Here is a 19,800-nt window from a genome sequence, read left to right as displayed (position 1 = left end):
CTGATTCTCATCGAATATCACTGGTCCGCCTTTACGACGCCGGATTCACCAGCATTTGCCCAATCGAGCCGCGGTCGGCCATTTCCAGCGTCTGGCTATTGAAATAGAACGGGAAGTGCGGCCAGGACGGCTGACCGTAGTAGACCAGCAGTTCGACTTGCCCATCCACCCAGACGGTATCTTTCCAGCCTCTATCTTCCGGGAACGGCATAGCGCCGTTGACGTTACGAATCAGGAAAGAGACGCCCTCAATATGGAACGACTGCGGCATATCGGCGCGTACCGTCCAGCGCTCCCAGGTGCCTTGTTGGGCCGTAATATCAATGCGATTCACATCCCATAGTTGGCCGTTAATCCCCGGATCGTCACCAAGACTGATGTCCCGGCTGCGGACAGGCGCGCCGCTCATGATCTCCGTCGGCAACAGACGCATCGGAAGATTATCGGTCACCAGCGGCAGCAATCCGGTTGGTCGTAACGTCAGCACCAGGGTAGAAACCAGAATACTGGAAGGCTCAAAGAAACCGCGAATCCGATCGACTATACTGGCCGCCTCCCCGCAGGTGATCGAGACTTCGTCGCCGTTGGTCATATCAACCAGGATTTCACGTCGCTCGCCGGGCGCCAGTGACAACTGTTTGACGGAAACCGGCGCAGGTAAAAAGCCCTGATCGCCTGAAATCACATGCAGCGCCCGGCCATCGCTCATCTGAAGCTGATAGCGCCGCGAGTTCGAGGCGTTCAACAACCGTAACCGCACCCAGCCGCGGGACACTTCGACATAGGGGCTTTGCGCGCCGTTCACCAGCAGCGTATCGCCGACAAAACCACCGCTTCCCGGTTCGCTGTACTCCGGCGTCCCAAAGTTATCCAGCCGCTTATCCTGGATAATGACGGGAAAATCATCCACGCCGTAATGGTTCGGAATGGGCAGCGTTTTACTGATGTCGTCTTCGACCAGCCACATTCCGGCCAGGCCGTTATACACCTGCTGCGCGGTACGGTTAGGCGTGTTAGCGTGATACCACAGCGTCGCGGCGCTCTGACGAATCGGCAACACCGGCGCCCAGTCCGCGTTCGGCGACATCATACGCGCCGGGCCACCCATCAGCGGCCCCGGTACCAGTAAACCAGCAACCGTCATGGAGACATTTTCCGCCAGGCGGTTGCTATAGATGAGTTTAACGTCATCGCCTTTCCAGACGCGGATTGTCGGCCCCAGATAACGACCGTTCACTCCCCAGACCGGCGCGCGCGTGCCTTGCGTAAAGGACCAGTGCGCTCGCTGTAGCGTCATAAACAACGGCTGCCCGCGACGGGACTCCAGCAACGGCGGAACAGGCAACGGCTGTTGCTGACCGGCAGCATTCGCCCTGAGGGGAATCGCGCCTGCACATAGTGCGATTCCCGATGCCTGAAGAAACTGACGCCGACTGAATGACATATAAGCTCCATGTAAAACAGGCTAAAGAGTTGTGCCTGAAAAAATGATTTCTACAATAACAGAGTAAGGCTGCTTAAACCTTACCGGTCGCTTCACGTTCCGCAACCTCTTTATCAAGTTCCGCGATTTTTTGCTCCATTAACGCACGGCAGTGGGCCGCCAGCTCGCGAACCTGATCTTTACCATATTCGCTGACGTCGACTGGCGGCAGCATTTCCACAATAACCAGTCCGTTGTTCAGGCGGTTTAGATTGACTTTGTTAGAGGTGTTGGAAACGCAGACAGGAATGATCGGCACACCAGCCGCGATAGCCGCATGAAACGCGCCGGTTTTAAACGGCAGCAGACCGCGTCCCCGGCTACGCGTACCTTCAGGGAACATCCAGATAGAAATACGGCGCTTTTTAAAATGGTTAACCACTGCCGCAATGGTGCTATGCGCTTTGGCGCGGTTATTACGGTCAATCAACAGATTACCGGTCAGCCAGTACAGTTGCCCAAAAAACGGGATCCAAAGCAGGCTTTTTTTCCCCACCGTCACCGTTGGCGGCTGCACAATATTCGACGCCGTGACCATATCATAATTATTCTGGTGGTTAGCGATATAGATAGCATTGCCATAGCTTTCCGCGTCGGCGGGTTTGCGGCACTCCACTTTCAGGCCAAACAGCGGGGCCAGACGACCGAACATATGTCCAAACGTCGCCACGTGTTTTGGGTTACGTGGGCTGAAAAGGCAGTAAATAGAACCGAAAACACAGACCAGAATGGAGTAAATAACGGTAACAATAAGACGAAAAATATATAGCATAACAACCTCTGAAGGCCTAAGAGCCCGGCATTCTACGTCACCTGAAATTCAGGTTAGGATTTTGGTAAGTGTGGCTCTCTGGAAAAACGTATTGTTAATCGCAATGCACGAATAAACAACGGTTTTACGGGAAATTTTAATGTTAATCCGATCTGAAACCGTAGGCCGGATAAGACGCTACTGCGTCGTCATCCGGCAACGGCAGAGCGCTGGATGGCGGCTTAAATGCCTTGTCCGGCCTACGGGTGCCCCTGTCTTACTCTTCGCTGTCGCCATGACTTACGCGATGCGGTGAATCAATCTCAATGCGATCGATACGCTGCAGGCCGCGCATTAATGTGCCACGGCGTCCGCGTTCGCCGACCACCTTTTGTAACTCTTCAGGGCGCAGTTTGATTTTGCGCTTCCCGACATGGATAGTCAGAGTGCTTTGTGGCGGCAGCACGTACAGGTGCGCCAGTCCATCATCGCCTTTCGCCGCTTCCGCAGAGGGGATATTAATGATCTTATTCCCTTTGCCTTTCGACAGCTGCGGCAGAGAGTCAACCGGGAACATCAACATCCGTCCGGCCTGGGTAATCGCCAGCAGCATATCGTGCTCGTCTTCAATCACCAGCGGCGGCATGACGTGCGCATTTTCCGGCAGTGTAATCAACGCTTTACCGGCACGGTTACGGGCAACCAGATCGTTAAACGTACAAACGAAGCCATAGCCCGCATCCGACGCCATCAGCAGTTTCTGGTCATCGCCTTCCATCAGCATATGCTCTACGGTCGCCCCCGGCGGCAGCGTGAGTTTGCCGGTCAGCGGTTCGCCCTGCCCGCGCGCCGACGGAAGCGTAATGGGATCAATAGCATAGCTGCGACCGGTGGTATCAATAAACACCACCGGTTGATTGCTCTTACCTTTCACCGCGGCTTTAAAGCTGTCGCCCGCTTTATAGTTAAGCCCCGGCGCATCAATATCATGACCTTTGGCGCTGCGCACCCAGCCCATCTGCGACAGCACGATAGTCACCGGTTCGGACGGCAGCATATCGTGTTCGCTCATCGCTTTAGCTTCTTCGCGCTCACGCAGCGGAGAACGGCGATCGTCGCCATAGGCATCGGCGTCCGCCTGTAGTTCTTTTTTCAGCAAGGTATTCATTTTGCGTTCAGACGCAAGAATGCCCTGCAACTGGTCCCGCTCTTTTTCCAGCTCGTCCTGCTCGCCGCGAATTTTCATCTCTTCCAGTTTGGCGAGATGGCGCAGTTTCAGTTCGAGAATCGCTTCCGCCTGGGTTTCGCTGATGCCGAAACGCGACATCAGCGCGGGTTTCGGCTCATCCTCGTTACGGATAATCTCGATCACTTCATCGATGTTGAGAAACGCCACCAGCAGACCTTCGAGGATATGCAGGCGTTTAAGCACTTTCTCCAGACGATAGTTCAGACGACGGCGCACCGTGTCGCGACGGAACGCCAGCCACTCGGTGAGGATCTCCAGCAGGTTTTTCACCGCCGGACGACCATCCAGACCGATCATGTTCAGGTTAATACGGTAGCTTTTTTCCAGATCGGTGGTGGCGAACAGATGGTTCATCACCTGCTCCATATCCACACGGTTGGAGCGTGGGACAATCACTAAACGCGTCGGGTTTTCGTGATCCGATTCATCGCGCAGGTCGTCCACCATCGGCAGTTTTTTATTACGCATCTGCGCAGCAATCTGCTCCAGCACTTTCGCGCCAGAGACCTGATGCGGCAGCGCGGAAATTACCACGGCGCCGTCTTCTTTGGTCCATACCGCGCGCATACGCACGGAGCCCCGCCCGTTTTCGTAAATTTTACGAATTTCCGCACGTGGGGTAATGATCTCCGCTTCGGTCGGGTAATCCGGCCCCTGGACGATATCCAGCAGCTGATCCAGCGTCGTTTTCGGCTGCTCAATCAGCGTAATCGCCGCTTTCGCCACTTCGCGCAGGTTGTGCGGCGGGATATCTGTTGCCATGCCCACCGCAATACCGGTGGTGCCGTTCAGCAGGATGTTCGGCAGACGCGCCGGTAACATTTTCGGTTCCTGCATCGTGCCGTCGAAGTTTGGCACCCAGTCCGCCGTCCCCTGCCCCAGCTCGCTTAACAGCAGCTCGGCGTATTTGGACAGGCGAGATTCGGTATAACGCATTGCCGCGAATGACTTCGGATCATCCGGCGCGCCCCAGTTCCCCTGGCCATCGACCAGCGGGTAACGGTAAGAGAACGGCTGCGCCATCAGCACCATGGCTTCATAGCAGGCGCTGTCGCCGTGCGGATGATACTTACCCAGTACGTCACCGACGGTACGGGCGGATTTTTTAAATTTAGCGCTGGCGTTCAGCCCCAGCTCTGACATCGCATAGACGATGCGGCGCTGTACCGGCTTCAGGCCGTCGCCAATAAACGGCAACGCACGATCCATGATCACGTACATGGAGTAGTTTAAGTAGGCGTTTTCCGTAAATTCATGTAGCGCAAGGCGCTCTGCCATATCGCTCATTAACAGGGGATCCTCAATCTGCATGCTGACCGTTCGGACGGCAATATTGCCGCAGATAATACCCTATCTCACGGTCTGAGTCACAAACCGTGAGACAGGTTGCGAGGAAGTTAACGAAGCGGCAGATAGATATCCGTCAGCAGCTCATGTTCCGCGACCTCATGGACGAAATTCAGGTACTGGAAGAAGACCGGAAAATCGCGCAGCGTCTCGCCGCTGGCCGGTAGCCATTCGCGGAATAAATACCACACGCTCTCCGGGAGGCTGTCGAGCGATCCCTGATGGCGTACCACCGCGCAGCGCCCGCCAGGAATCTCGCTATTCACCACGCCAACGTCATTTTCGGCTATCGGCTGGTGGACGCTGCCGCAGATATCAAAGCGGAATTGATCCGGCGGCGTCGTCTGCGGGTCGTGCCAGGCAATACCAAAAGTTTGACTGCTGGCAATCGGCGACTGGCCCGTTTCGCGCCGCCATGCAATAAATTTCGCCGCGCTGGCGTTGACCTTATCCGGATGCCCCAGATGCGTCAGCATCGCGACGCGGGTAGGTGGAAATTCAACGATTTTTACGTCCATGACATGCTGCTCCTGTAACGCAAGTTTAGGAACGCGTTGGTGCCAGGCCAGCCAGTCCGGCGATTGCCGAAACCGGTGCGGGCTTTGACCAAACGCGGTTTTGAAAGCACGTGTGAACGATTCCGGATTCTGGAACCCGGCATCCAGCGCGATATCGATAACTTTATCCTGCGGGTTAAACGCCAGCCGCCATGACGCGCGGCGCAAACGCAACCACTGGATATAGCGATAGAGCGGAAGCCCGCTCCAGGCGGTAAACTGCCGGTGAAAATGAAACGGCGAGCTGTGCGCCATCCGGCTTAACGCCTCAATCGACAGAGGCTCATCCAGATGACGCTCAATGTGGTCGCAAACGCTCCGCAGACGTTCGGAATAAGCCGCGCTGATCAGGTCATTCATCACTGCCTCCTTGTGGCCTATTCTGCCCACCGGGCGGCTGTGAATCCTGACCGATCTTGCGCAATGTGGGATTACGGATTCACTTTACGAATCTGTTTTACGTCGATTTCGACAGAGTTCCAGTCTTTATCCACTTCGCCCTGAATTTCAACGGTATCCTGCGGGGTTACGGTCAGGCCGTTCCAGCGCTTGTGGTCAATATCCACATTGATAGTACCGGTCGCATCTTTAAACACATACAGGTCGTCGGAAATGCGCTCGACGATATTCCCGCGCAGCGTTACCCACGCATCGTCACGCAGCGATTTAGCGCTCTCTACCGTCGTGCTGCTGCCGTTCGGGCCGACAAATCCGCCGCCTTGCGTTTGCGTCGCCGACGGGCCGGAGAAACCGCCCTGCTGAGCCGCCAGAACCGGGGTAGAACACAGTGCCATAACGGCAACGATTGCAGCTAATTTTTTCATGATTACTTTTCCCTTTCATGTCGTTTCAGATCCATTTAATAAGGTAATCCTTAACAACTTCTTAAGGCAAAAAAAGAATCTTTTTTTCTGTACATCGCCTGCGGCGACAAGGTTAACTGACGGTAACGCGAGTTACCGCAAGGAAGAACAGATGCGAATTTTACTGGTAGAAGATGACACACTTATTGGCGATGGCATAAAAGCGGGCCTGAGTAAAATGGGTTTCAGCGTCGACTGGTTTACCGAGGGACGTCCGGGCAAAGAGGCGCTTTACAGCGCGCCTTATGATGCGGTTATTTTAGATTTGACGCTGCCAGGCATGGACGGACGGGATATTTTGCGCGAATGGCGCGAAAAGGGTAAACAGGAACCGGTCCTGATCCTGACGGCGCGCGACGCGTTAGCAGAGCGCGTCGAGGGGCTACGTCTGGGCGCCGATGACTATTTATGTAAACCTTTCGCGCTCATTGAGGTCGCCGCCCGTCTGGAGGCGCTGGTACGCCGCGCCAGCGGTCAGGCCAGTAGCGAATTGCGCCACGGCCAGGTGACGCTCAATCCAGGCAATCTCGTCGCGACGCTTGCCGGCGAACCGCTGGCCTTAAAACCAAAAGAGTTCGCGTTGCTGGAACTCTTACTGCGCAACAAAGGTCGCGTGCTGCCGCGCAAGCTTATTGAAGAGAAGCTGTATAACTGGGATGACGACGTGTCCAGCAATGCAGTGGAAGTCCATGTTCATCATTTACGCCGCAAGCTCGGCAGCGAATTTATTCGCACCGTACACGGCATCGGCTACACCCTGGGTGACGCATGAAATTGACGCAACGTCTCAGCCTGCGCGTCAGGCTGACGCTTATTTTCCTGATTCTGGTCTCCATCACTTGGGCAATTTCCAGTTTTGTGGCCTGGAGAAAGACGACGGATAATGTCGACGAGCTGTTTGACACACAGTTGATGTTGTTCGCCAGACGGCTTAGCACCCTCGATCTTAACGAGATCAACGCCCCGCAGCGCATGGCGCATACGCCAAAGAAATTAAAACATGGGCATATCGATGACGATGCGCTGGCATTCGCCATCTTTTCCGCTGACGGCAAAATGTTGCTGCATGATGGCGACAACGGCCAGGATATTCCGTATCGCTATCGCCGGGAAGGTTTCGACAATGGCTATCTGAAGGATGACAACGACCTCTGGCGTTTTTTGTGGTTGAACTCGGTGGACGGTAAGTATCGTATCGTCGTCGGTCAGGAGTGGGATTACCGCGAAGATATGGCGCTGGCGATCGTGGCGGCGCAATTAACGCCGTGGCTGATCGCCCTTCCCTTCATGCTGCTGATTTTATTACTCCTGCTTCACCGCGAGCTCAGACCGTTGAAAAAACTGGCGCAGGCGCTGCGCTTCCGGTCGCCGGAATCGGAAACGCCGCTCGACGCCAAAGGCGTACCGAGCGAGGTTCGCCCACTGGTCGAAGCGCTTAATCAGCTTTTTAGCCGCATCCACTCCATGATGGTGCGCGAACGGCGATTTACCTCCGACGCTGCCCATGAATTGCGCAGCCCGCTGGCCGCGCTGAAAGTACAAACCGAGGTGGCGCAGCTCTCGGGCGACGATCCGCTCTCACGCGATAAAGCGCTGACCCAGCTCCATGCGGGGATCGATCGCGCCACGCGGCTGGTCGATCAGCTACTGACATTATCGCGTCTCGACTCGCTCAATAATTTGCAGGATGTAGCGGAGATTTCGCTGGAAGAGCTGCTGCAGTCCGCGGTGATGGACATTTATCATCCGGCGCAGCAGGCGAATATCGACGTGCGTTTACAGCTTAACGCCCATGACGTCATACGTACCGGCCAGCCGCTACTCTTAAGCCTGTTAGTGCGTAACCTGCTGGATAATGCGATTCGCTACAGTCCGCAGGGCAGCGTCGTCGACGTTACCTTACACGCCCGCAGCTTCACCGTCAGAGATAATGGCCCCGGCGTAGCGCCAGAGATTCTGACGCATATCGGCGAGCGTTTTTACCGCCCGCCAGGCCAAAGTGTGACTGGCAGCGGTCTGGGATTATCAATCGTCCGTCGCATCGCTACGCTGCACGGCATGACGGTGTCGTTTGGCAACGCCGCGGAAGGTGGATTTGAGGCCGTAGTAAGTTGGTAACAGAGACTTTTGCCAAAAACGCAAAAGACTTTGCACATTTTGCTAATTTCACCACACCGCCCGTCAGCGTAGAATCAGCAGCAAACGCATTTCTTGAGGACACAAAATGAGTAACATCCTGATTATCAACGGGGCGAAAAAATTCGCGCACTCCAACGGCCAGTTGAATGACACCCTGACCGAAGTTGCCGATGGGCTGCTGCGCGATCTGGGTCATCAGGTTAAGATCGTCCGCGCCGACAGCGACTATGACATTAAAGAAGAGGTGCAGAATTTCGTCTGGGCTGACGTGGTGATTTGGCAGATGCCAGGCTGGTGGATGGGCGCGCCATGGACAGTAAAAAAATATATGGATGATGTCTTTACCGAAGGTCACGGCACGCTCTATGCCAGCGATGGCCGCACGCGTTCCGATGCCGCTAAAAAGTACGGTTCCGGCGGTCTGGCGCAGGGGAAAAAATATATGCTGTCACTGACGTGGAACGCGCCGATGGAAGCATTTACCGAAAAAGATCAGTTTTTCCACGGCGTAGGCGTAGATGGCGTCTATCTGCCCTTCCATAAAGCCAACCAGTTCCTGGGCATGGACGCGCTACCAACGTTTATTGCCAACGACGTGATTAAAATGCCGGATGTTCCGCGCTATACCGCAGAATATCGCAAGCATCTGAGCGAAATTTTTGCTTAACTGGTCATCCTGGAATTAGAAGGAGTTAACCATGCTTACCGTCATTGCCGAAATTCGCACGCGTCCGGGCCAACATCACCGTCAGGCCGTCCTCGACCAGTTTGCGAAAATTATTCCAACCGTTCTTAAAGAAGAGGGGTGCCACGGTTACGCGCCGATGGTGGATCATGCCGCGGGCGTGAGTTTTCAGACTCTGGCGCCTGACTCGATCGTGATGATTGAACAGTGGGAAAGCGTTGCGCACCTTGAGGCGCATCTGCAAACCCCGCATATGAAAGCCTACAGCGACGCGGTAAAAGACGATGTGCTGGAAATGAATATTCGTATTCTGGAATCCGGCGTTTAAGTTATTACCCTCGTCTGACGTCGCCCTGATGCGATGCGCAAGTGTCGCCATCAGGCTGCGGCGTCATGTCGGATTCGCTTATCCGGCCTGCGGCATGCAGACCAGATAAAGCGTGCAACAACCGTTACACGTCGAGATCCGCGAGATCGCCTTTTTCCTGTAGCCAGTTGCGTCGATCTTCAGAACGTTTCTTCGCCAGCAGCATATCCATCATCGCGTTAGTACGCTGATCGTCTTCATCGCTAATGGTGAGCTGCACCAGGCGGCGAGTATTTGGATCAAGCGTGGTTTCGCGTAACTGCATCGGGTTCATTTCTCCCAGGCCTTTGAAACGCTGTACGTTCGGCTTGCCTTTCTTACGCTTCAGTTGTTCCAGTACGCCCGCCTTCTCTTCTTCCGTCAGCGCGTAATAGACCTCTTTACCCAAATCGATACGGTATAGCGGCGGCAGCGCGACGTAGACATGACCATTCTTCACCAGCGCGCGGAAATGTCTGACAAACAGCGCGCAAAGCAGAGTAGCGATATGCAAACCATCGGAGTCCGCATCCGCCAGGATACAGATCTTGCCGTAGCGCAGCTGACTCAGATCGTCGCTGTCCGGATCGATACCGATCGCCACGGAAATATCATGCACCTCTTGCGAGGCCAGCACTTCATCGGAAGAGACTTCCCAGGTGTTAAGGATCTTACCTTTGAGCGGCATGATCGCCTGATATTCGCGATCGCGCGCCTGCTTGGCGGAACCGCCTGCCGAATCCCCTTCCACAAGGAACAGCTCGGTCCGATTAAGATCCTGCGCGGTACAGTCCGCCAGTTTCCCCGGCAACGCCGGACCGCTGGTGAGCTTTTTGCGCACCACTTTTTTTGCGGCGCGCAGTCGCCGCTGCGCGCTGGCAATCGCCATCTCTGCCAGTTGTTCCGCCGCCTGCACGTTCTGGTTCAGCCACAGGCTGAAGGCATCTTTCACCACGCCGGAAACAAATGCCGCACATTGACGCGACGACAGACGCTCTTTGGTCTGCCCGGCAAATTGCGGGTCCTGCATTTTCACGGAGAGCACATAAGCGCAGCGATCCCAGATATCTTCCGCCGACAGTTTAACGCCGCGCGGCAGAATATTGCGGTATTCGCAAAATTCGCGCATCGCGTCGAGCAGGCCCTGGCGCAGACCGTTGACGTGCGTCCCCCCCTGCATGGTCGGGATCAGGTTGACGTAGCTTTCCGTCAGTAATTCGCCGCCTTCCGGCAGCCACAATAGCGCCCAGTCAACCGCTTCCGTTTCACCGTTAAAATTACCGATAAACGGTTTTTCCGGCAGCGTCGGCAGGCCGTTTACCGCTTCGCCCAGATAGTCGTTCAGGCCATCCTGGTAGCACCAGCGCTGCTCGCTGTTATTCACTTCATCTTTAAAAGTGATTTCCACGCCGGGACACAGCACCGCTTTTGCTTTCAGAACGTGCATTAAGCGAGAGACAGAAAAACGCGGGCTGTCGAAGAAACTTTCGTCGGGCCAGAAATGGACGCTGGTGCCAGTATTACGTTTACCGCAGGTGCCGACAACCTGCAAATCCTGCACTTTTTCGCCGTTTTCAAACGCGATGTTATAGACCTGACCGTCGCGGCGCACGGTCACTTCCACGCGCTTTGACAGGGCATTCACTACCGAAATCCCCACCCCATGCAGACCACCAGAGAACTGATAGTTCTTATTGGAGAATTTACCGCCGGCATGAAGTCGACAGAGGATCAGTTCTACCGCCGGAACCCCCTCTTCCGGATGGATATCCACCGGCATCCCGCGTCCGTCGTCAATCACTTCCAGCGATTGATCGGCATGTAAAATGACATCCACGCGTTTGGCGTGACCTGCCAGTGCTTCATCCACACTATTATCAATCACTTCCTGACCCAAATGGTTGGGGCGGGTCGTATCGGTGTACATCCCCGGGCGGCGGCGTACCGGCTCAAGCCCAGTGAGTACCTCAATGGCATCAGCGTTATAAGTTTGCGTCATGGTTTAATTAGCAATTCGAATTGATTGTCAGCAACTGTGCAGTCCAAGAAAATCGACAATCTGGTTGAAATAATCTTCGAAGCCCGTGAATGCGTGATTACCACCCTCGGTCACTGTCTGACGGCAGGAGGCGTAATATGCCACCGCCTGGCGGTAATCCAGCACTTCATCGCCCGTCTGTTGCAGTAGCCAGATCAGGTCCGGCGCTTCCAGCGGGTCAATCTGCATGACTTTAAGATCATAAATATGGCGAGACTCTAGCACATATTGCTGCCCGGTGTAGGGGTTCTCGTTCTGACCGAGATAGTCGGTCAGTAATTCAAAGGGCCGCACGGCGGGATTCACCACCACAGCCGGCAGCATAAAACATTGCGACAGCCAGGTGGCGTAATAACCACCCAGCGACGATCCTACCAGCCCTAATGGCGCACCGCCATGCTCAAGCACGAGAGATTCCAGCAACTCCGCCGCATCGGCAGGATACGGCGGGAGTTGAGGGACGATCATCTCAACATGCGGATGACGCTCCGCCAGCCAGTTTTTTAGCTGGCACGCTTTTGCCGAGCGAGGGGAACTGTTGAATCCGTGCAAATAGAGAAGCGTAGACATCAGTATCCTTCCGAAGCGGTATCGGGTCGGAACCGGGTATCCTGCAGGCGATGCACTTCCGTCTCCAGGACGCCGTTCGCCCGGAGCTCCAGCGTACGCCAGCCCGGCGCGATAGTATCCAGCGTAAAGTTCGCGCAGTGTGGTTTGAACTGTACGCAGGTTGACGGCGACGCCAACAGACGGCGACCGTTCCAGTCAAGATCCAGCTCCTGGTGAATATGTCCGCATAACAGATATTTTACACGCGGGAAATTCGCCAGCACGCTATCCAGCTCACCGGCATTACGCAAGCTGTGCTGATCCAACCAACTGCACCCTGCCGGCAACGGATGGTGGTGCAAAAGGAGCAATGTCTGTCTCTCTGGCGCATCGGCGAGCTTACGCTCAAGCCATTCCAGTTGGAACTCGCTCAGTTCGCCATGCGGGACGCCAAACACCTGGCTATCCAGCAACAAAATCTGCCATTGTTCACCGATTAACACGCGTTTAGCCGGGGAAATCCCCGCCTCTTGCAGCGCGCTGTACATTGCCGGCTGAAAATCATGATTGCCCGGTAGCCAAACGCAAGGCGCGCGAAAGCTTGCGATACCCTCAGCAAAATGCTGATAAGCCGCAGCGGATTGATCCTGCGCCAGATCGCCGGTGGCCACGATCAGATCATATTCATACTGTTGCGCCCGAATAGCCTCCAGCACGGCCTGGTAACTTTCCCAGGTATTGACGCCTAACAGCGTTTCATGCTTTTCGGCAAACAGGTGAGTATCTGTAATTTGTAAAATCCTGACTCGGGCCTCACCAGCCAGAGGTAGGGTTAACAGGCTTTCCAAATGGTGTCCTTAGGTTTCACGACGCTAATAAACCGGAATCGCCATCGCTCCATGTGCTAAACAGAATCGTAGCCAGTCGGCCAGAAACTGATTAATTTGATGCTTTTCGTCGCGTTGATGCAACTTTTTATTTGGATAATCATACCGCGCTTTGAAGCGAAAGATCTGCTGGCTTGAACACACTTCAGCCACCATCGCATCATGGTAGAGGCGCACCGTCAGCGACGGCAGGCTCCAGTAGGTGATGGCTGGCGCCGTTTGCTCGATCGTTACAAGCGTAGTGTATCGGGTCGATTCCACAATCGTTAACCGATATTGTACGTTGCCCACCTGATAGCTCACCGTTTCACCGGGGGCGTCATTGCGCGGCAGCAGGCGGCGCAATTGCGAAAAATTGGTTTCGCACAAACGCATCATTTCTGGGAAGTCAGGTGTATAACGCTTCATTTTTTCCACTCGTTTTTTAACTCTTGATGATGCAACTGAAGCCATTGCAAAGCGATGACTGCGGCTGCGTTGTCGATTTTCCCCTCTTCTACCCACTGGTATGCCTGTTCCCGGCTTACCACATGAACCCGAATATCTTCGTTTTCATCCGCCAGACCATGAATACCTGCCGCGGTCGTGGCGTCCACTTCACCCACCAGAATAGATGAGCGCTCGCTGGTTCCTCCTGGACTCGCCAGGTAACTGATGACCGGTCGGGTGCGGCCTACGGTCAGCCCCGCTTCTTCCATCGCCTCTCGCCGGGCGACCGCCTCAATGGTTTCGCCTTCTTCTATCATGCCGGCGACCATCTCCAGCAGCCACGGCGTAACGCTTGTGTCATACGCGGCAATACGAATCTGTTCGACCAGCACCACCTCGTCGCGTTCAGGGTCAAAGGGTAGCAAGACGGCGGCGTGCCCGCGCTCAAAAATTTCGCGCTTTACCTCGCCACTCATTTCTCCGTTGAATAAACGATGGCGGAATCGATACACATCCAATGAAAAAAAACCGCGATAGCGCGTTTCCCGTGCAATAATTTCTACATCGCTTTTGGTGAAAGTAACTGGCAAGTTGTCTGATTTACGCATTGTGCTGCCCTGCTAGCAATAATGATTAAATGATGAATTTCAAGGGTGGTTGACTGCTGTTTTATCACCCTTGTGGTAAATTGGTGCCAATTAAGGCTCGTATGGCACGTAACGCCAACTTTTTGCAGTGGCGGATTCTGCTAGAATCAGCAATTATTTTTACAAATTGATCAGCGCTAAATACTGCTTCACAACAAGGAATGCAAATGAAGAAATTGCTCCCCATCCTTATCGGCCTGAGCCTGTCGGGGTTCAGCACACTAAGCCAGGCAGAGAACCTGATGCAAGTTTATCAGCAAGCACGCCTGAGCAACCCGGAATTGCGTAAATCCGCTGCCGATCGCGATGCTGCATTCGAAAAAATTAACGAAGCGCGTAGTCCTTTACTGCCGCAACTGGGTTTGGGTGCCGACTACACCTACAGCAACGGTTATCGCGATGCGAACGGTATCAACTCCAATGAAACCAGCGCTTCCCTGCAATTAACGCAGACGCTATTTGATATGTCGAAATGGCGTGGGCTCACCCTGCAAGAAAAAGCAGCAGGCATTCAGGATGTCACCTATCAGACCGATCAGCAGACGCTGATCCTCAATACCGCGAACGCGTATTTTAAGGTATTGAACGCTATTGATGTGCTTTCCTATACCCAGGCGCAAAAAGAGGCTATCTACCGTCAGTTAGATCAAACGACGCAACGTTTTAACGTGGGTCTGGTCGCCATTACCGACGTGCAAAACGCCCGTGCGCAATATGATACCGTACTGGCGAATGAAGTGACCGCCCGCAACAACCTGGATAACGCGGTAGAAGAGCTGCGCCAGGTAACCGGCAATTATTACCCGGAGCTGGCGTCGCTTAACGTCGAGCATTTTAAAACCGACAAACCCAAAGCTGTTAATGCGCTGCTGAAGGAAGCGGAAAACCGTAACCTGTCGCTGTTGCAGGCGCGTTTAAGTCAGGATCTGGCGCGCGAACAAATCCGTCAGGCGCAGGATGGCCATCTGCCGACGCTGAATTTAACGGCCTCAACCGGCATTTCTGATACCTCTTATAGCGGTTCTAAAACCAACTCCGCCCAGTACGACGATAGCAACATGGGGCAGAATAAAATCGGCCTGAACTTCTCCCTGCCGCTGTATCAAGGCGGGATGGTTAACTCGCAGGTAAAACAGGCGCAGTATAACTTCGTCGGCGCAAGCGAACAGCTGGAAAGCGCGCACCGTAGCGTGGTGCAGACCGTACGTTCTTCCTTTAACAATATTAACGCCTCCATCAGCAGCATCAACGCGTATAAACAGGCAGTCGTTTCCGCGCAAAGTTCTTTGGATGCAATGGAAGCCGGTTACTCGGTCGGTACACGTACCATTGTTGACGTACTGGATGCCACCACCACTCTGTATGATGCCAAGCAGCAACTGGCCAACGCGCGTTATACCTATTTGATTAATCAGTTAAATATCAAATATGCGCTCGGTACGCTGAACGAGCAGGATCTGCTCGCGCTTAACAGTACGTTGGGTAAACCTATCCCGACGTCGCCGGAAAGCGTAGCGCCGGAAACGCCAGAGCAGGATGCTGCCGCAGACGGTTATAATGCCCATAGCGCCGCGCCGGCAGTACAGCCGACCGCCGCTCGCGCCAACAGCAATAACGGCAATCCATTCCGGCATTGATAAGTTATTCGCTGGCGCTGCGCTTATCAGACCTATGCCCTTGTAGGTCTGGTAAGCGCGGCGCTACCTGTCATAAAGCCGCGCCTGAACGTAAGACAACGTAAAGATCCTGCTATTCCGCCGCATTCTCGCCTTTTCTCGCTTCAATTTCGACCAGTCATCCTCTATTCTGAACGCATGTTGTATTTACCACTGGGTCCTGGAAGACAAATATGAAACGGACAAAATCCATCCATCACGCATCATTTCGCAAAAGCTGGAGCGCGCGGCATTTAACGCCGGTCGCCCTGGCGGTTACGGCTGTTTTTATGCTGGCTGGCTGTGAAAAAAGCGATGAAACCGTATCGCTGTATCAAAACGCTGATGACTGTTCAGCGGCGAATCCGGGCAAAAGCGCGGAATGTACAACCGCGTATAACAATGCGCTGAAAGAGGCCGAACGTACTGCGCCTAAGTACGCTACACGCGAAGATTGCGTCGCTGAGTTTGGCGAAGGTCAGTGCCAGCAAGCGCCTGCACAGGCTGGCATGGCGCCGGAAAATCAGGCGCAGGCCCAACAATCCAGCGGCAGTTTCTGGATGCCGCTTATGGCAGGTTACATGATGGGGCGTCTGATGGGCGGCGGCGCAGGCTTTGCGCAACAGCCGCTGTTTAGCTCGAAAAACCCGGCCAGCCCTGCATACGGCAAATATACCGATGCGGCAGGTAAAAACTACGGCGCGGCGCAACCGGGCCGGACAATGACCGTACCGAAAACCGCGATGGCGCCGAAACCGGCCACCACAACAACCGTTACCCGCGGCGGTTTTGGCGAATCCGTCGCCAAACAGAGCACCATGCAGCGTAGCGCTGCCGGTACTTCAACACGTTCGATGGGCGGCTGATACGCATGGAAAGAGTCAGTATTACCGAGCGCCCGGACTGGCGCGATAAAGCGACTGAATACGGGTTTAATTTTCACACTATGTATGGTGAACCGTACTGGTGTGAAGACGCTTATTACAAGTTAACGCTCGCTCAGGTGGAAAAACTGGAAGACGTTACCGCCGAGCTGCACCAGATGTGCCTCAAGGTAGTAGAACGCGTCATCGCCAGCGATGAGCTGATGACGAAGTTTCGTATTCCAAAACATACCTGGGGTTTTGTTCGCCAGTCCTGGCAAACGCAACAACCGTCGCTCTATTCCCGCCTCGATCTGGCCTGGGACGGCATCGGCGAGCCTAAGCTGCTCGAAAATAATGCCGACACGCCAACGTCGCTGTATGAAGCGGCGTTTTTTCAGTGGATTTGGCTGGAAGATCAGATCAACGCGGGCAATCTGCCGGAAGGCAGCGATCAGTTTAATAGCCTGCAGGAAAAGCTGATTGAACGCTTTGCTGAACTTCGCGAGCAGTACGGTTTTCAGTTGCTGCATCTCACCTGCTGTCGCGATACGGTTGAGGATCGCGGCACCATTCAGTATTTACAGGATTGCGCGGCCGAAGCGGAAATCGCCACCGAATTTCTCTATATCGACGATATTGGTCTGGGGGAAAAAGGCCAATTTACGGATCTGCAGGATCAGGTCATTGCGAACCTGTTCAAGCTCTATCCGTGGGAATTTATGCTGCGCGAGATGTTTTCCACCAAGCTGGAAGATGCCGGCGTGCGCTGGCTGGAACCGGCCTGGAAAAGCATTATCTCCAATAAAGCGTTATTGCCGCTGTTGTGGGAGATGTTCCCGGACCATCCGAATCTGTTGCCTGCGTATTTCGCCGAAGACGAACATCCACAAATGGATAAATATGTCGTGAAACCGATCTTCTCCCGCGAAGGGGCGAACGTATCGATTATTGAGAACGGTAAAACGATCGAATCCGTGGAAGGCCCGTATGGCGAAGAGGGTATGATCGTGCAACAGTTCTATCCGCTGCCAAAATTCGGCGACAGTTACACCCTGATTGGTAGCTGGCTGATTAACGATCAACCCGCCGGCATTGGTATCCGTGAAGATCGGGCGCTGATCACCCAGGATCTCTCCCGCTTCTATCCGCATATTTTTGTCGAAGGATAGATTTTCCTGTAAGCCCGATGCGCGTTGCGCCATCGGGCAATCATTCCGCGCCTTACCCGGCCTACCCCACCTGCACCGACAACATACTTATACTGCCCATCTCAATACCGTCGACCGGGATGGTGATAGGTTCCTTGCCGTCCCAGGCGCCAAGTACATATAGCAAAGGTAAAAAGTGCTCCGGCGTCGGGTTCGATAAGGCCCCCCCTTCATGTTGCAGATAATTCACCAGCGGGTGCTGTTCTACCGGCCCCTGCCACGTCAGATTGGCTTTCACAAAGTCATTAAATGACGCCGCCCAGGGATACGGTATATTGTCACCGTGCCAACGCACAGTCCGCAGGTTATGAACCACATTCCCGCTGGCCACCAGCATCACGCCTTCGTCACGCAGCGTCGCCAGCTTACGACCCACCTCAAAATGCCATGCCGCCGGTTTGGTACTATCAACACTAAGCTGCACCATCGGGATATCCGCATTCGGGTACATCTTGATCAATACGCCCCAGGAGCCGTGATCAAATCCCCACGACTCTTTATCGAGCGCGACGGGAACGGGAGCCAACAGTTCAACCAGACGCTGCGCCAGCGCAGGCGATCCAGGGGCCGGATAATGCGTGTCATACAACGCCTGCGGAAAACCGCCAAAATCATGGAGAGTTTGCGGCCTTTCCATCGCTGTGACGCCCATCCCGCGGGTATACCAGTGCGCCGACACCACCACTATCGCCTGCGGTCGCGGTAGGGCTTCCCCCAATCGCCGCCAGGCGCGGGTATAATCGTTATCGTCCAGCACGTTCATCGGGCTGCCATGCCCCAAAAACAATGCTGGCATACACGTTAAAGACATGATGTTATCCTTACAGGAAAGACATTTTGTTAACATCACCATACGCTTTCTTCACGGTGGAAGAACTCAGATAACTATGATGAAGATCATCAGTTATTTTGAAGGTCAGGTTCGGACGGCAAATTGATAAGGAGTAATGGATGTCAGTACCACTTATTCTGACCTTACTGGCGGGCGCCGCCACCTTTATTGGCGCGTTTCTTGGCGTTCTCGGCCAAAAACCGTCTAACCGCGTGCTGGCTTTTTCGCTGGGCTTCGCCGCAGGGATCATGCTGCTCATCTCACTGATGGAGATGCTGCCCGCCGCGCTTGATACCGAGGGAATGTCGCCCGTACTGGGCTACGGGATGTTTATTATCGGCCTGTTGGGCTACTTCGGGCTGGACCGCCTGCTTCCTCACGCTCATCCGCAGGATCTGGTACAAAAAAGGCAGCAGCCGCTTCCCGGCTCGATAAAACGCACTGCGATTTTATTGACGCTCGGCATTAGCCTGCATAACTTTCCGGAAGGGATCGCCACCTTTGTCACTGCCAGCAGCAATCTTGAACTGGGTTTCGGCATCGCACTGGCGGTGGCGTTGCACAATATTCCTGAAGGTCTGGCGGTTGCCGGTCCGGTTTATGCCGCGACGGGCTCAAAACGTACCGCGATTTTTTGGGCCGGTATCTCCGGCATGGCGGAAATTCTTGGCGGCGTGCTGGCGTGGCTGATTTTGGGTAGTCTGGTTTCGCCAATCGTTATGGCGGCTATCATGGCGGCAGTCGCCGGTATTATGGTGGCGCTCTCCGTCGATGAACTGATGCCGCTGGCAAAAGAGATCGATCCTAACAATAACCCCAGCTATGGCGTGCTTTGCGGTATGTCCATCATGGGGCTCAGTCTCGTCATTTTGCAGACGATAGGTATCGGTTAAGGGAAACCTCGCGCCGGATGCAGGCCTTTAGCCAGGCAACATCCGGCTGCCCGTCAAGGATATGCGCTATTTCTGCTCATTCATCACGCTGTCGCCTTCGTTCGTCTGGCGAAAACGTTTCGTTCGCGCTTCAAGTAATGCATCTCTGTCTTGCCGAAACGCTCTGCAATAACGCTTCATATGGCAAATATACCCTACTACCACCAGAACGATTAATATTATCCAATACCAGGCAATAAACATCCTTTTTACCCTTAAAATTTAACATCACTAAACATTTAACGTTAAAATTTCACATACCCTTATTTTGACGTATTCATATACTGGCATATTTGTGGAACAAATAAATGATTTTGATCATATAAATCAGTGGTGA

At 54.2% G+C, this 19,800-nt stretch carries 20 protein-coding genes; 8 read left to right on the top strand and 12 right to left on the bottom strand.

The window, feature by feature from the left end; all coding sequences use genetic code 11:
* Positions 1-31: 31 nt before the first annotated feature.
* The 5 genes from ftsP to ACLJPE_RS10240 all read right to left on the bottom strand — a co-directional run bounded on the left by ftsP (position 32) and on the right by ACLJPE_RS10240 (position 6,211).
* Positions 32-1,444 carry a cell division protein FtsP gene (gene ftsP, locus ACLJPE_RS10260; protein ID WP_000010658.1) on the bottom strand — a complete coding sequence of 471 codons (1,413 nt, stop codon included), beginning with the start codon at positions 1,442-1,444 and terminating at the stop codon, positions 32-34.
* 73 nt (positions 1,445-1,517) lie between these two features.
* The gene (plsC, locus tag ACLJPE_RS10255) at positions 1,518-2,255 is read right to left on the bottom strand and encodes a 1-acylglycerol-3-phosphate O-acyltransferase (RefSeq protein WP_000965733.1); all 738 of its coding nucleotides are present in this window, start codon (positions 2,253-2,255) and stop codon (positions 1,518-1,520) included.
* Positions 2,256-2,511: 256 nt separating this feature from the next.
* A complete protein-coding gene (gene parC, locus ACLJPE_RS10250) occupies positions 2,512-4,770 on the bottom strand; it encodes a DNA topoisomerase IV subunit A (protein WP_001281852.1) in 2,259 nt (752 codons plus the stop codon).
* Positions 4,771-4,880: 110 nt separating this feature from the next.
* On the bottom strand, positions 4,881-5,747 hold the full coding sequence (locus ACLJPE_RS10245) for a GyrI-like domain-containing protein (RefSeq protein WP_039514374.1): 867 nt from the start codon (positions 5,745-5,747) through the stop codon (positions 4,881-4,883).
* Between the two features lie 71 nt (positions 5,748-5,818).
* Positions 5,819-6,211: a YgiW/YdeI family stress tolerance OB fold protein gene (locus ACLJPE_RS10240; protein WP_000731552.1), complete on the bottom strand. Its 393-nt coding sequence runs from the start codon at positions 6,209-6,211 to the stop codon at positions 5,819-5,821.
* Between the two features lie 151 nt (positions 6,212-6,362).
* On the opposite strand from ACLJPE_RS10240, the gene qseB reads away from it, so the two are divergent.
* The 4 genes from qseB (at position 6,363) to ACLJPE_RS10220 (ending at position 9,402) form a co-directional block, all read left to right on the top strand.
* Entirely contained in the window at positions 6,363-7,022 is a 660-nt protein-coding gene (qseB, locus tag ACLJPE_RS10235; RefSeq protein ID WP_001221574.1) for a quorum sensing response regulator transcription factor QseB, read from the top strand.
* Positions 7,019-8,368 (top strand): quorum sensing histidine kinase QseC, encoded by a 1,350-nt coding sequence (qseC, locus tag ACLJPE_RS10230; RefSeq protein WP_000779334.1) that lies wholly within the window; start codon positions 7,019-7,021, stop codon positions 8,366-8,368. The genes qseB and qseC overlap by 4 nt, the downstream gene beginning before the upstream one ends.
* A gap of 106 nt (positions 8,369-8,474) precedes the next feature.
* Positions 8,475-9,056, top strand: coding sequence for an NAD(P)H-dependent oxidoreductase (locus tag ACLJPE_RS10225; protein ID WP_000065414.1), 582 nt, complete (start codon positions 8,475-8,477; stop codon positions 9,054-9,056).
* A gap of 31 nt (positions 9,057-9,087) precedes the next feature.
* Positions 9,088-9,402: a putative quinol monooxygenase gene (locus tag ACLJPE_RS10220; RefSeq protein WP_000958587.1), complete on the top strand. Its 315-nt coding sequence runs from the start codon at positions 9,088-9,090 to the stop codon at positions 9,400-9,402.
* A 124-nt stretch (positions 9,403-9,526) separates the two neighbouring features.
* Here ACLJPE_RS10220 and parE read toward each other — a convergent pair whose 3' ends face one another.
* The 5 genes from parE to nudF are packed head-to-tail and all read right to left on the bottom strand — an operon-like array spanning position 9,527 to position 13,931.
* A complete protein-coding gene (gene parE / locus ACLJPE_RS10215; RefSeq protein ID WP_000195318.1) occupies positions 9,527-11,419 on the bottom strand; it encodes a DNA topoisomerase IV subunit B in 1,893 nt (630 codons plus the stop codon).
* A gap of 27 nt (positions 11,420-11,446) precedes the next feature.
* Positions 11,447-12,028, bottom strand: coding sequence for an esterase YqiA (yqiA, locus tag ACLJPE_RS10210; RefSeq protein WP_000105725.1), 582 nt, complete (start codon positions 12,026-12,028; stop codon positions 11,447-11,449).
* Entirely contained in the window at positions 12,028-12,855 is an 828-nt protein-coding gene (gene cpdA, locus ACLJPE_RS10205) for a 3',5'-cyclic-AMP phosphodiesterase (RefSeq protein ID WP_000444735.1), read from the bottom strand. The genes yqiA and cpdA overlap by 1 nt, the downstream gene beginning before the upstream one ends.
* Before the next feature lie 24 nt (positions 12,856-12,879).
* Positions 12,880-13,302 carry a DUF1249 family protein gene (locus ACLJPE_RS10200; RefSeq protein WP_000833404.1) on the bottom strand — a complete coding sequence of 141 codons (423 nt, stop codon included), beginning with the start codon at positions 13,300-13,302 and terminating at the stop codon, positions 12,880-12,882.
* A complete protein-coding gene (gene nudF / locus ACLJPE_RS10195) occupies positions 13,299-13,931 on the bottom strand; it encodes an ADP-ribose diphosphatase (RefSeq protein WP_001231950.1) in 633 nt (210 codons plus the stop codon). Before nudF ends, ACLJPE_RS10200 begins: the two co-directional genes overlap by 4 nt.
* Before the next feature lie 200 nt (positions 13,932-14,131).
* On the opposite strand from nudF, the gene tolC reads away from it, so the two are divergent.
* The 3 genes from tolC (at position 14,132) to ACLJPE_RS10180 (ending at position 17,660) form a co-directional block, all read left to right on the top strand.
* Entirely contained in the window at positions 14,132-15,607 is a 1,476-nt protein-coding gene (gene tolC / locus ACLJPE_RS10190) for an outer membrane channel protein TolC (protein WP_001663008.1), read from the top strand.
* Between the two features lie 212 nt (positions 15,608-15,819).
* Complete coding sequence (locus ACLJPE_RS10185; protein WP_000831528.1) at positions 15,820-16,491, top strand: DUF1190 family protein; 672 nt, start codon at positions 15,820-15,822, stop codon at positions 16,489-16,491.
* Positions 16,492-16,496: 5 nt separating this feature from the next.
* Complete coding sequence (locus tag ACLJPE_RS10180) at positions 16,497-17,660, top strand: glutathionylspermidine synthase family protein (RefSeq protein ID WP_000442834.1); 1,164 nt, start codon at positions 16,497-16,499, stop codon at positions 17,658-17,660.
* A 61-nt stretch (positions 17,661-17,721) separates the two neighbouring features.
* On the opposite strand, the gene ygiD is transcribed toward ACLJPE_RS10180, so the two are convergent.
* A complete protein-coding gene (ygiD, locus tag ACLJPE_RS10175) occupies positions 17,722-18,510 on the bottom strand; it encodes a 4,5-DOPA dioxygenase extradiol (protein ID WP_023213913.1) in 789 nt (262 codons plus the stop codon).
* A 140-nt stretch (positions 18,511-18,650) separates the two neighbouring features.
* Here ygiD and zupT point away from each other — a divergent pair, with 140 nt between their 5' ends.
* Positions 18,651-19,424, top strand: coding sequence for a zinc transporter ZupT (zupT, locus tag ACLJPE_RS10170; RefSeq protein WP_000115874.1), 774 nt, complete (start codon positions 18,651-18,653; stop codon positions 19,422-19,424).
* Positions 19,425-19,490: 66 nt separating this feature from the next.
* Here zupT and ACLJPE_RS10165 read toward each other — a convergent pair whose 3' ends face one another.
* Complete coding sequence (locus tag ACLJPE_RS10165; RefSeq protein ID WP_000469257.1) at positions 19,491-19,667, bottom strand: hypothetical protein; 177 nt, start codon at positions 19,665-19,667, stop codon at positions 19,491-19,493.
* Between the last annotated feature and the right edge of the window lie 133 nt (positions 19,668-19,800).

It is taken from the genome of Salmonella sp. SAL04196 (assembly GCF_046550835.1).
Taxonomy (GTDB): Bacteria; Pseudomonadota; Gammaproteobacteria; order Enterobacterales; family Enterobacteriaceae; genus Salmonella; species Salmonella enterica.
The sequence above is the reverse complement of the archived record's forward strand: the minus strand, read 5'-3'. Positions and strand labels throughout refer to the sequence as shown.

Excerpts from the sequence above, each read along its gene's own strand:
- ACLJPE_RS10245 (WP_039514374.1), bottom strand. The coding sequence starts at position 5,747 with ATGAATGACCTGATCAGCGCGGCTTATTCCGAACGTCTGCGGAGCGTT.
- parE (WP_000195318.1), bottom strand. The coding sequence starts at position 11,419 with ATGACGCAAACTTATAACGCTGATGCCATTGAGGTACTCACTGGGCTT.
- yqiA (WP_000105725.1), bottom strand. The coding sequence starts at position 12,028 with ATGTCTACGCTTCTCTATTTGCACGGATTCAACAGTTCCCCTCGCTCG.
- ACLJPE_RS10185 (WP_000831528.1), top strand. The coding sequence starts at position 15,820 with ATGAAACGGACAAAATCCATCCATCACGCATCATTTCGCAAAAGCTGG.
- qseC (WP_000779334.1), top strand. The coding sequence starts at position 7,019 with ATGAAATTGACGCAACGTCTCAGCCTGCGCGTCAGGCTGACGCTTATT.
- qseB (WP_001221574.1), top strand. The coding sequence starts at position 6,363 with ATGCGAATTTTACTGGTAGAAGATGACACACTTATTGGCGATGGCATA.
- plsC (WP_000965733.1), bottom strand. The coding sequence starts at position 2,255 with ATGCTATATATTTTTCGTCTTATTGTTACCGTTATTTACTCCATTCTG.
- zupT (WP_000115874.1), top strand. The coding sequence starts at position 18,651 with ATGTCAGTACCACTTATTCTGACCTTACTGGCGGGCGCCGCCACCTTT.
- ACLJPE_RS10180 (WP_000442834.1), top strand. The coding sequence starts at position 16,497 with ATGGAAAGAGTCAGTATTACCGAGCGCCCGGACTGGCGCGATAAAGCG.
- ACLJPE_RS10165 (WP_000469257.1), bottom strand. The coding sequence starts at position 19,667 with ATGTTTATTGCCTGGTATTGGATAATATTAATCGTTCTGGTGGTAGTA.
- nudF (WP_001231950.1), bottom strand. The coding sequence starts at position 13,931 with ATGCGTAAATCAGACAACTTGCCAGTTACTTTCACCAAAAGCGATGTA.
- ACLJPE_RS10225 (WP_000065414.1), top strand. The coding sequence starts at position 8,475 with ATGAGTAACATCCTGATTATCAACGGGGCGAAAAAATTCGCGCACTCC.
- tolC (WP_001663008.1), top strand. The coding sequence starts at position 14,132 with ATGCAAATGAAGAAATTGCTCCCCATCCTTATCGGCCTGAGCCTGTCG.
- ftsP (WP_000010658.1), bottom strand. The coding sequence starts at position 1,444 with ATGTCATTCAGTCGGCGTCAGTTTCTTCAGGCATCGGGAATCGCACTA.
- ACLJPE_RS10240 (WP_000731552.1), bottom strand. The coding sequence starts at position 6,211 with ATGAAAAAATTAGCTGCAATCGTTGCCGTTATGGCACTGTGTTCTACC.
- ACLJPE_RS10220 (WP_000958587.1), top strand. The coding sequence starts at position 9,088 with ATGCTTACCGTCATTGCCGAAATTCGCACGCGTCCGGGCCAACATCAC.
- ACLJPE_RS10200 (WP_000833404.1), bottom strand. The coding sequence starts at position 13,302 with ATGAAGCGTTATACACCTGACTTCCCAGAAATGATGCGTTTGTGCGAA.
- ygiD (WP_023213913.1), bottom strand. The coding sequence starts at position 18,510 with ATGTCTTTAACGTGTATGCCAGCATTGTTTTTGGGGCATGGCAGCCCG.
- parC (WP_001281852.1), bottom strand. The coding sequence starts at position 4,770 with ATGAGCGATATGGCAGAGCGCCTTGCGCTACATGAATTTACGGAAAAC.